This is a genomic window from Nocardioides alkalitolerans DSM 16699 (assembly GCF_000426525.1).
Classification (GTDB): Bacteria; Actinomycetota; Actinomycetes; order Propionibacteriales; family Nocardioidaceae; genus Nocardioides; species Nocardioides alkalitolerans.
Map to the genome: position 1 here is coordinate 180,797 of NZ_AUFN01000015.1, position 9,681 is coordinate 190,477.

At 74.2% G+C, this 9,681-nt stretch carries 9 protein-coding genes; 2 read left to right on the forward strand and 7 right to left on the reverse strand.

Annotated features, from left to right (window positions below):
- The first annotated feature begins 7 nt into the window (after window positions 1-7).
- Window positions 8-916: a deoxyribonuclease IV gene (locus K329_RS27155; protein WP_052336951.1), complete on the forward strand. Its 909-nt coding sequence runs from the start codon at window positions 8-10 to the stop codon at window positions 914-916.
- Between the two features lie 58 nt (window positions 917-974).
- Entirely contained in the window at window positions 975-2,156 is a 1,182-nt protein-coding gene (locus K329_RS29690) for an NADase-type glycan-binding domain-containing protein (protein ID WP_028473735.1), read from the forward strand.
- 25 nt (window positions 2,157-2,181) lie between these two features.
- Here the strand turns inward: K329_RS29690 and K329_RS0115310 are convergent, their stop codons facing one another.
- The 7 genes from K329_RS0115310 to K329_RS0115340 all read right to left on the reverse strand — a co-directional run bounded on the left by K329_RS0115310 (window position 2,182) and on the right by K329_RS0115340 (window position 9,605).
- Window positions 2,182-3,192, reverse strand: a complete 1,011-nt coding sequence (locus tag K329_RS0115310) for a threonine aldolase family protein (RefSeq protein ID WP_028473736.1) — start codon at window positions 3,190-3,192, stop codon at window positions 2,182-2,184.
- 27 nt (window positions 3,193-3,219) lie between these two features.
- Window positions 3,220-4,563 carry a class II 3-deoxy-7-phosphoheptulonate synthase gene (locus K329_RS0115315; RefSeq protein ID WP_028473737.1) on the reverse strand — a complete coding sequence of 448 codons (1,344 nt, stop codon included), beginning with the start codon at window positions 4,561-4,563 and terminating at the stop codon, window positions 3,220-3,222.
- 72 nt (window positions 4,564-4,635) lie between these two features.
- Window positions 4,636-6,090, reverse strand: coding sequence for an APC family permease (locus K329_RS0115320; protein WP_028473738.1), 1,455 nt, complete (start codon window positions 6,088-6,090; stop codon window positions 4,636-4,638).
- Window positions 6,091-6,216: 126 nt separating this feature from the next.
- Window positions 6,217-7,134, reverse strand: coding sequence for a coiled-coil domain-containing protein (locus K329_RS0115325; RefSeq protein ID WP_028473739.1), 918 nt, complete (start codon window positions 7,132-7,134; stop codon window positions 6,217-6,219).
- A gap of 166 nt (window positions 7,135-7,300) precedes the next feature.
- A complete protein-coding gene (locus K329_RS29695) occupies window positions 7,301-7,786 on the reverse strand; it encodes a GNAT family N-acetyltransferase (protein ID WP_052336952.1) in 486 nt (161 codons plus the stop codon).
- Window positions 7,787-7,796: 10 nt separating this feature from the next.
- A complete protein-coding gene (locus tag K329_RS0115335; RefSeq protein ID WP_028473740.1) occupies window positions 7,797-8,459 on the reverse strand; it encodes a response regulator in 663 nt (220 codons plus the stop codon).
- A 93-nt stretch (window positions 8,460-8,552) separates the two neighbouring features.
- Entirely contained in the window at window positions 8,553-9,605 is a 1,053-nt protein-coding gene (locus tag K329_RS0115340; protein WP_028473741.1) for a DUF695 domain-containing protein, read from the reverse strand.
- Window positions 9,606-9,681 lie beyond the last annotated feature (76 nt).

Sequence of the window (9,681 nt, forward strand, 5' to 3'; positions counted from 1 at the left end):
TCCCGGGGTGCGCAACCCCGTCGGCACCCACGTCACCGTGGGCAAGAACCTCCGTGACGGCGCCCTCGCGACCGCCGTCTCCCTCGGCTGCGAGACCTTCCAGGTCTTCGTCGGCAACCCCCGCGGCTGGGCGCTGTCCCCCGGCAACCCGGCGATCGACACCGCCTTCGCCGACGCGACCCGCGCGGCGGGCCTGCGCACCTTCGTGCACACGCCGTACCTGGTGAACCTCGGCTCCCCCACGCCCGCGACGTACGAGAAGTCCGTCGCCGTCGTCGCCCACAACCTCCTGCGGGCCGCGCAGATCGGTGCCGAGGGCGTCGTCGTGCACACCGGCTCGTTCGTCGAGGCGGACCCGACCCAGGCCGAGGCCAGGTACGCCGCCGCCCTCCGGCAGGTGCGGGAGGGGCTGATGCCCGTGCTCGACGCGCTGGACGACGACGCTCCCTGGCTGCTCCTCGAACCCACCGCCGGCCAGGGCCGCTCGCTCTGCGCCGGGGTCGACGACCTCCCCGCCTACCTGGACGCCCTCGACCGGCACCCGAAGGTCGGCATCTGCCTCGACACCTGCCACGTCTTCGCCGCCGGTGCTCCGCTCGACGAGCCCGGGGGCACGACGGCCACCCTGGACCGGCTCGTCGACCTCGCCGGTCCGGGGCGGCTGCGCCTGGTGCACGCCAACGACTCCCTCGACGTGCGCGGGTCGTTCCGCGACCGCCACGAGAAGATCGGCCAGGGCCACATCGGCACGGCCGCCTTCGAGGAGCTGTTCGCCCACCCCGCCACCGACGGCGTGCCGTTCGTGCTGGAGACGCCGGGCTCGCGCGACGAGCACGACCCCGACATCGAGCTGCTGAAGAAGCTGCGCGGCGACACGACGGCGGACGAGCGGATCGGGCTCCTTCCCGCCGGGTGACCTACGCTGGACCGGCCGTCGGGGGACGGCGATGCGTGAGAGGAGCGGTCAGAGCGCGATGAGCTACTGCCACGGATGCGGTCACCAGCTCGGGACCGGCCGGTTCTGCACCGGCTGCGGCCGACCCGTCACGGCACCTGCCGAAGGCGTCGGCGGACCCGTCCTCGGCGATCCCGACAGCACCGCACAACGGCTCCCCCGCATCATCGTCCCCTCCGACACCGGCGGCGGGCGTGCGATCACGACCGGGGGCCAGCGCGCCGTCGGCACCGGTGGTCACGCCGTCCTCGACGGACCCGGCCCGGACGCCGCCGGTGGCGTCGACCGCTCGTGGTTCAGCGGTACAGCCGTCACCGCGCCCGACGCCGCCACCGGCGCACGCTTCCCGCTCTACGCCGACGAGGTCGACGCCGTGGCCGCCGAGGGGCACGCGACCTCCTGGACCACCCGCGCCGCGACTCCCGCCGCGGCCCCCGCCCCGGCGGCGTCGTACGACGACCCTGCACCCCACCCGCCCGACCGACCCCGACGGCGGCGGTTCCTGCCGGCGCTCGTGGTGGCGCTCGCCCTGCTGCTCGTCGTCGCGATCGTCGGCGGGGCGCTGCTCCTGACCGGCGGCACCGACGACCGGGAGACGGCCGGAGGCACCGGCACGAGCGAGGACCGCGGCGACACGGGCGACGACACGGGTGGTGACACCGACGGGGCGGGCGACCCCGGGACCGGCGGTGACGCGGTCGAGGTCGCCGACCCGCGGCTCCTCGACGGGCTGGCCCAGGTCGAGGCCTCGGCGACCGGTCGGCCGGGCGCCGACGTCGCCGGTGACCCCGTCGCCTACGACGCCGCGAACGTGCTCGACGGCGACCCCTCCACCGCCTGGCGCATCGAGGGCGACGGCACGGGCACCACGCTCACCTTCACGTTCGACGAGCCCGTCGCGATCACCTCGGTCGGGATGATCAACGGCTACGCCAAGACCGACCGGGGTGCCGACGGCACGACCGAGGACTGGTACGCCCAGAACCGGGTCGTCACCGAGGCCCGCTGGGACCTCGGTGACGGCGACGTCGTCGAGCAGGACCTCGGTCGCGACACCCAGGCGCAGCGCATCGACGTCGCGACGGTGGTGACCCGGACGATCACCCTCACCATCGCCGGTGTCTCGGACGCCGCGGGGCGCGACAACACGCCGATCAGCGAGGTCGAGCTGTTCGGCGCGGTGGTCTCCGAGCTCGACTGACCGCGTCGTACGCCGGGTCCCGGGCTCAGGCCGCCAGGACCGCCAGGGCGCGGGCCGCCCGTTCGACGTCGGCGCGAGCCACGTCGAGGTGGGTCACGAGCCGTACCGTGCGCGGGCCCACCGCCGAGACCAGGACGCCCGCCGCGCGGGCGCGGGCGACGTACGCCGGCGCGTCGACCACCGGGACCACCACGATGTTCGTGGCGACGCCGGCCGGGTCGACACCGCACGCCTCGGCGAGCAGGCGGGCGTGCACGTGGTCGTCGGCGAGCCGTTCGAGGTGGTGCTCCAGGGCGTGGAGGCCGGCCGCGGCGAGCACGCCGACCTGGCGCATGCCACCGCCCATCCGCTTGCGCCACACCCGTGACTCGGCGACGGCGTCGACCGAGCCGACGACCAGCGACCCGATCGGGGCACCGAGCCCCTTGGAGAGGCAGACCGCCGCGACGTCGACCAGCCCGCCGTACGTCGCCAGCGGCACCCCGGTCGCGACGTGCGCGTTCCAGATGCGGGCGCCGTCGAGGTGGATGCGGGCACCCCGCTCGTCGGCGAACGCGCGCAGGGCCTCGAGATCGGCGAGGGGCACGACCGTGCCGCCCGCGAAGTTGTGGGTGTTCTCGACGGCGAGCGCGACGGTCGGCACGAAGTAGGGCCCGAGGTCGGGGGCGAAGAGGTCGTCGAGCGCCGTCAGGTCGACACCGCCCGCCGGGTCGCTCCACGTGCGCATCGTCAGGCCGGTGTAGGCGGCGTGGGCGCCCAGCTCGGCCCGCGCGATGTGGGCGCGGGACTCGCAGAGGATCTCCTGGCCGACGCCCACGAGGGTGCGCACGGCGAGCACGTTCGCCATCGAGCCCGTCGGGCAGAACAGCGCGGCCTCGTGGCCGAGCAGCTCCGCCACCCGCTCCTCGAGGCGCCGGACCGTCGGGTCCTCGCCGTACACGTCGTCACCCACCTCCGCCGACGCCATGGCGGCGCGCATGGCGTCGGTCGGACGGGTGAGCGTGTCGGAGCGGAGGTCGACCGGGGCGTCGCTCACCGGCCGGCCACCAGGGGCTGGCACACGTCAGTCGCGCGGGGTGGCGCGGAGCATCTCGGCGACGAGGAACGCCAGCTCGAGCGACTGGACGCGGTTGAGGCGCGGGTCGCAGACCGACTCGTAGCGGTTGCCGAGGTCCATCTCCGCCAGCTCCTCGCCACCGCCGACGCACTCGGTGACGTCGTCACCGGTGAGCTCGACGTGGAGGCCGCCGGGCCAGGTGCCCAGCGAGCGGTGCACGTCGAAGAAGCCCTGGACCTCGTCGATGACGTCCTCGAACGCGCGGGTCTTGTAGCCCGAGCTCGCCGTGAACGTGTTGCCGTGCATCGGGTCGCAGACCCACGCGACCTGCAGCCCGGCGGCCGTGACCTTCTCGACCAGCTCGGGCAGGCCGTCGCGGATCTTCTTCGCACCGAAGCGCGTGATGAAGGTGAGGCGGCCCGGCGTGTTGTCGGGGTTGAGCTTCGACGCCAGAGCGATCGCGTCGTCGGCGCTCGTGGTGGGGCCGAGCTTCACGCCGATCGGGTTCTTGATGTGGCTCAGCAGCTCGACGTGGGCGCCGTCGAGCTGGCGGGTGCGCTCGCCGATCCACACGAAGTGGCCCGACACGTCGTACGGCTGGTCGGTGCGCGAGTCGATGCGCGTGAGGGCGTGCTCGTACTCGAGCACGAGCGCCTCGTGGGAGGAGTGGAAGTCGACCTTGTGGAACTCCACCGGGTCGGCGCCGATCGCGGACATGAAGTCGAGCGCGCTCTGGATCTCGCCGGCGAGCGCCTCGTAGCGCTGGCCGATGGGCGAGCTGCGCACGAAGTCGGTGTTCCACGTGCTGACCTGGCGCAGGTCGGCGTAGCCACCGGTGGTGAACGCGCGCACGAGGTTGAGCGTGGCGGCCGACGAGTTGTAGACGTCGACGAGACGCTGCGGGTTAGGCACACGCGACTCGGGGGTGAAGTCGAAGCCGTTGACGGCGTCGCCGCGGTACGCCGGCAGCGTGATGCCGTCGCGGGTCTCGTCGTCGCTGGACCGGGGCTTGGCGTACTGGCCCGCCAGGCGCCCGACCTTCACGACCGGCACCTTCGCGGCGTACGTCAGCACGACCGCCATCTGCAGGAGCACCCGCAGCTTGTTGCGCACGTTCTCGGCGGTGACGCCCGCGAACGTCTCCGCGCAGTCGCCGCCCTGGAGGAGGAACGCCTCGCCCCGGGTGACCGCCGCGAGCTTGGTGGTGAGGTCGTCGCACTCGCCCGCAAAGACCAGCGGCGGCGCCGTCCGCAGCGTCGCGACGGCGGCGTCGAGAGCACCGCGGTCGGGGTAGGTCGGCTGCTGGGCGGCGCCCAGCGCGTGCAGGGTGGAGAGGTCGGGAATGCTCACCGGGTCAGGGTACGCCGGGCGGTCGGCGCGGCGAGAACCCGTGACGCACGGTGGACGGGCGGGTGGCGGCGCTCAGCCCTCGAGGTCCTCCACGTCGCGGAAGCCCGTCCGCTGGCTGCGCAGCGCGCGGTTCGCGAACCAGGTGACGGCCCACATGACGACGCCGATGACGAGCAGGCCGCCGGCGATCTCGTACTGGATGTACTGCTCGGGCAGGCGCGCCCAGGGCCCGACGAGGTAGGCGCAGCAGATCGCGCCCACGACCGGCAGGACCGTCGGGGTGCGGAACGCGCCCTCCGGGGTGGGGTCGCGGCGCAGCACGAGCACGACGACGTTGACCACCGCGAAGACGGCCAGGAGCAGCAGGGCCGTCGTACCGCCCAGGGCCGGGACGACCGCGCTGTCCGGGTCGGAGAGGCGGACGTAGCTGACGAGCGCCATCGCGATGACGGTGGTGAAGAGGATGGCGGCCCAGGGGGTGCGCCGGCCCGGCAGCACCTTGCCGAGCGCGCGGGGCACGACGCCCTGCTTCGCCATGCCGTAGATGAGGCGGCTCGCCATCAGCATGTTGATGAGCGCGGTGTTGACGACGGCGAACACGGTGAGGAACGGGAAGATCGTGTCGACCGGGATGCTCGGGGCGCCGATCTTGACGACGTCGAGCAGGATGCCGGCCTCGCTGGTGGGCTCGGCGATGTCGTCGAGCGGGATCACGAGCACGACGGTGATGGCGACGAGCACGTAGAGCACGGCGCAGATGCCGAGGCCCGTCAGCATCATGCGCGGGAACACCTTGAGCGGGTTCTTCGTCTCCTCGACCATGTTGACCGAGTCCTCGAAGCCGACCATGGCGAAGAACGCGATGGCCGTCGCCACGGTCACGGCGGCGAACATGTTGCGGTCGCCGGGCGACTCGAAGACGACGATGCGGCCGATGTCGCCATCGCCGGAGGCTGCGGCGTAGAAGCCGATCGTGATGACGATGGCCAGGGCGACGATGGTCACGACCGTCATCACCACGTTGAGCTTGACGCTCTCGCTGACGCCGCGCAGGTTGACGGCCGCGAGCAGGGCGATGATGCCGAGGGCGGTCAGCAGGGTCGCGAGGCGACCGGTGGGCACGCCGCCGAAGACCTCGTCGAGCCCGATCAGCAGGTTGCCGGCCACGAGGTTCGACGACGTGGCGGCGCTCGTGATGCCCGAGCACATCACCGTGAAGGCGACGATGAAGGTGACGAAGTGCAGGCCGAAGGCCTTGTGGATGTAGAGCGCGGCGCCGGAGGCCTGCGGGTACTTCGTCACCAGCTCGAGGTAGGAGCTCGCGGTGATGGTCGCGATCGCGAAGGCCACGAGGAACGGCAGCCACGCCATGCCGCCGACTTGGCCGGCGATGCTGCCCGTGACGGCGAAGATGCCCGCGCCGACGATGTCGCCGATGATGAAGAGCAGCAGGAGGCCCGGGCCCATCACCCGCTTGAGCTCGGGTTCGGCCCCCGGAGGTGCCTCGGTCTTCGCCTGGTCCGTCACGTGTGTCCCTCCGTCCGGCGCGTCAGGAGCGCCGCTCGTGCCGGGTCGCACCCTCCCGGGCACGACCTCCGACGGCTCACTCTGTCGGTGCGACGTCCCCGCGTCCACCGCCACGCCGTATCGATCTCATATCGAGGTGGCGTCGAGCGCGTCGAGCGCGGCCCGAGCGGCGTCCCGCTCCGCGGTCGCGTCGGCCAGCCGCTCGGTGTGCTCGGCCCTCCCCTCCTCGGCGTCCGCGAGCAGGTCCTCGATGCGGCCCTGCTGCTCCTCAGCCTCGGCGAGCCGGCGGCGCAGCTCGTCCACGCGGGACTGCGCCTGCATGCCCCGGGCCTCCAGGTCGTCGATCTCCTCGGCCAGCTCGGCGAGGGCCTCGTCGACCTCGTCGACCTCGCCCTGCGCGGCGCGGAGCCGCTCCTCGGCCGCCTCGCGCAGCCTGGCGCCGGCATCGGGATCGGGCACCACGCGGAGGGCCGGACCGTCGGCGTCCGGGGCGGGCGCGCGGTCGGCGACCGTCGCGACGTGCCCGTGGCCCCCGGGTACGGCGAGCGCGGCGTCCACGTCGACCGCGTCCACGCCGGTGCTGCGCAGCGCGGTGACGAGCAGCCCCGACCGGACGGCCGACGCGGCCCCCGCGTCGAGCATGGCCGCGGTGAGCGTCTCCTCGACCTGGTCGGCCACCGACTCGCTGACCTTCTGGCCGAGCTCCCGGCCGAGCGCACGGGCGCGGGTGGTGACCGCGGCGGTCAGCTGGCGACGCTGCCGGGTGAGGGCGCGGAGGTCGTCGGCGGAGAGCTGGGCCTGCGCCTCCCGCAGGGCTTCGCCCACCGCCAGCACGTCGCCCACCTGGGCGGCCTCGCGCCGTACGAGCTGGTTGACGAGCCACGCCGCCACCGACGGCCGCCGCAGGGCCTTCACCGCGGACGCCAGCGTCGGGTCGTCCGGCTTCAGCTCCTTGGCCCGGCCGTCCCGGGCCGCGGTGAAGTCGGAGGGCGGCAGCGCGTAGAGCGCGTCCGCCTCCGTGAGCAGGCCGGTGTCGTCGGGCACGGCGTCAGGCTAGCGAGGCAGGCGGACCGGGGAGGAAGGATCCGACGCACCCCGGGCGTCGGATCCTTCTCTCCCTCCCCGGGACGCGCGCGTCGGATCACACCCCCACGGAGCTCCGGCGGCACGGCGGCGCCGTCCCGGTACGTGGGGGTCAACGTGACCGGCGTCACGAGGTCACGTCGACCTCGTAGGCCATCTCGACGGGGTGGGGAGGCCACACGGCGTCCCGGCGCTCGCCCGTCGGGCGCCAGCCCAGGCGCTCGTAGAGCGCGCGCGCCCGGTGGTTGCGCTCGAGGCACCAGAGGCTCGCGGTGGCCCCGCCGCCGGCCGCGACCGCCGTCGTCGCGCGCTCGACGCCGGCGCGTCCGAGGCCGGTGCCCCAACGGGTCGGGTCGACGGCGAGGTGGCGCAGGCTCGTGGCGTCGTACGCCGTCAGCAGCGCCAGGCCCGAGGGCGTGGCGGGGTCGTCGACGACGTCGACCCGGGCCCCGGGCTCCTCGAGCAGCAGCGCCCAGCGGGCGAGCACGTCGTCGTCGGGGAACGGGTGGTCGTCGGGCGCGAAGACGTGGCCGAGGCCCGCCTGCGAGGCGGCGCGCTCGAGGTCGAGGAGCGCGACCAGGTCGTCCGCGCCGGCGCGGCGGAACACGGGCACCCGGGGTCGCTCAGGAACCGTCGGCGGGCGCGTCGAGCTCGTCGTCGAGGTCGTCGAGGCCCTGGGCGATGGCCCAGCGGGTCAGCTCGACCCGGTTGTGCAGCTGGAGCTTGCGCAGCGTGTTCTGCACGTGGTTCTGCACCGTGCGGTGCGAGAGCACGAGCCGCTCCGCGATCTGCTTGTAGGAGACGCCCTTGGCGACGAACCGCAGGATCTCGGTCTCGCGCTCGGTGAGGCGCGGGGTGCCGTCGTCGACGGGACCCGACGACATCCGGCGGAACTCGCCCAGCACGAGGCCGGCCAGGCCCGGGGTGAAGACCGTGTCGCCGGCGGCGACGCGCCGTACCGCGGCCAGCAGCTCCTCCCGGGAGGCGGACTTCACGAGGTAGCCCGTGGCGCCGGCCTTCACGGCGGCGAGCACGTCGCCCTGCTCCCCCGACGCCGAGAGGATCAGCACGCGCGAGGACGGGCTGTGGGCGAGGACCTGGGCGGTCACCTCGACACCACCGGGCTCGGGGATCTGGAGGTCGAGCACGACGACCTGGGGCACCGTGGCCTTGAAGCGGTTGATGGCGTCGGTGCCGTTGGCGGCGACCGCGACGACGTCGAAGCCCGCCGCCGCGAGGTCCCGCTCGACGGCGTCGCGCCACATGGGGTGGTCGTCGACGACCATGACCCGCGTGGGTGCGGACTCGTGCGGCGTACCCGTCTCGCTCACTGTTCCCCCTGCTCGTCGCGCGTCAGCGGCTGCTGCCCGGACCCGGCCTCACGGCTGCAGCCGGCGTACAGCGTCCCACGTCGGGTCGTGGGCGTCCTGGAGCCGCGCGTCCGGCGCCGCCGTCGCGAGCGCCTGGCGCACGAGGCCGAGGGCGTCGGTCCACCCGTCGAGGTAGAGGTGGGTGACCCGGGTGCCGCGGGTGAGGAGGTGCGCGACGACGAGGCCGTCGTCGCCGAGCGCCTCGGCGAGCGCCTCGTCGAGACGCTGCAGCTCGGCGCGGCCGGTGTCGTCGGGCATGCCGTCGGTCCCGGCGGTGAAGCGCACGCTCAGCACGCCGTGGTGGTCGTACGTCGGGTAGGCCTCCCCCGTCAGCGGCATCCGGGTGGTGAGCTCGACCGGCTTGCGCAGCGCCGTGCCCCGGCGGACGACCCACGGGCCACCCGTGCCCGACCCGCCCTCGAGCTGGTCGATCAGCGAGCGGAGCGCCGAGACGCCGAACGAGTCCGTCGGACGGTGCTCCGCGCCGGTGACGGTGCCGAGCCAGCGGGCGACCCGGTCCTCCCCCAGCGCCGCGGCGACGAGCGCGTCGGCGAGGGCCTGGCGCAGGCCCGCGTCGAGACCGGTGAACGAGGGGTGGTGGAGCACGACGTCGAAGCCCGCGTCGCCGCGGCGGGCACCGATGGCGACGTCGTCGAGGGAGACCGAGTGCGTCGCCCCGGCGTGCCGCACGGTGACGTCGCCGTCGGCGGAGAAGGTCGAGCGGCCGTCGGCGTAGGTCCAGCGGTCGTGCTCGGGCCCGTCGGGGGCGGCGTCGCGCCACCGGCGGGCCGAGGCGCGGAGCACGGGGACACCCTCGGCGGTCACCACGAGGAGGTGCTGCCCCGGGTTCCCGGCGTCCTCCTCGCAGGCCCAGCGCAGACCGGGCGCGACCGCGCCGACCTGGTCGCGCAGGGTCGCGCGGAAGACCTCGAGGTCCGCCGGCGGACCCTGGAGCGCGACCTCGGCGGCGCCGCGCCCCTCGCTCCCCCACCACGCCCAGAACGCCTCGACCGACGCGGGGGTCGCCTGCGGGGTGGCCTGCTGACGGCGTCCGAACCTCATGGGTGGCGAGCCTATCGGCGGGGGTGGGTGGTGGGGGCGGGGTGGTGGGGGCCTCGCTCGGGGGGTGGGGGCGGGG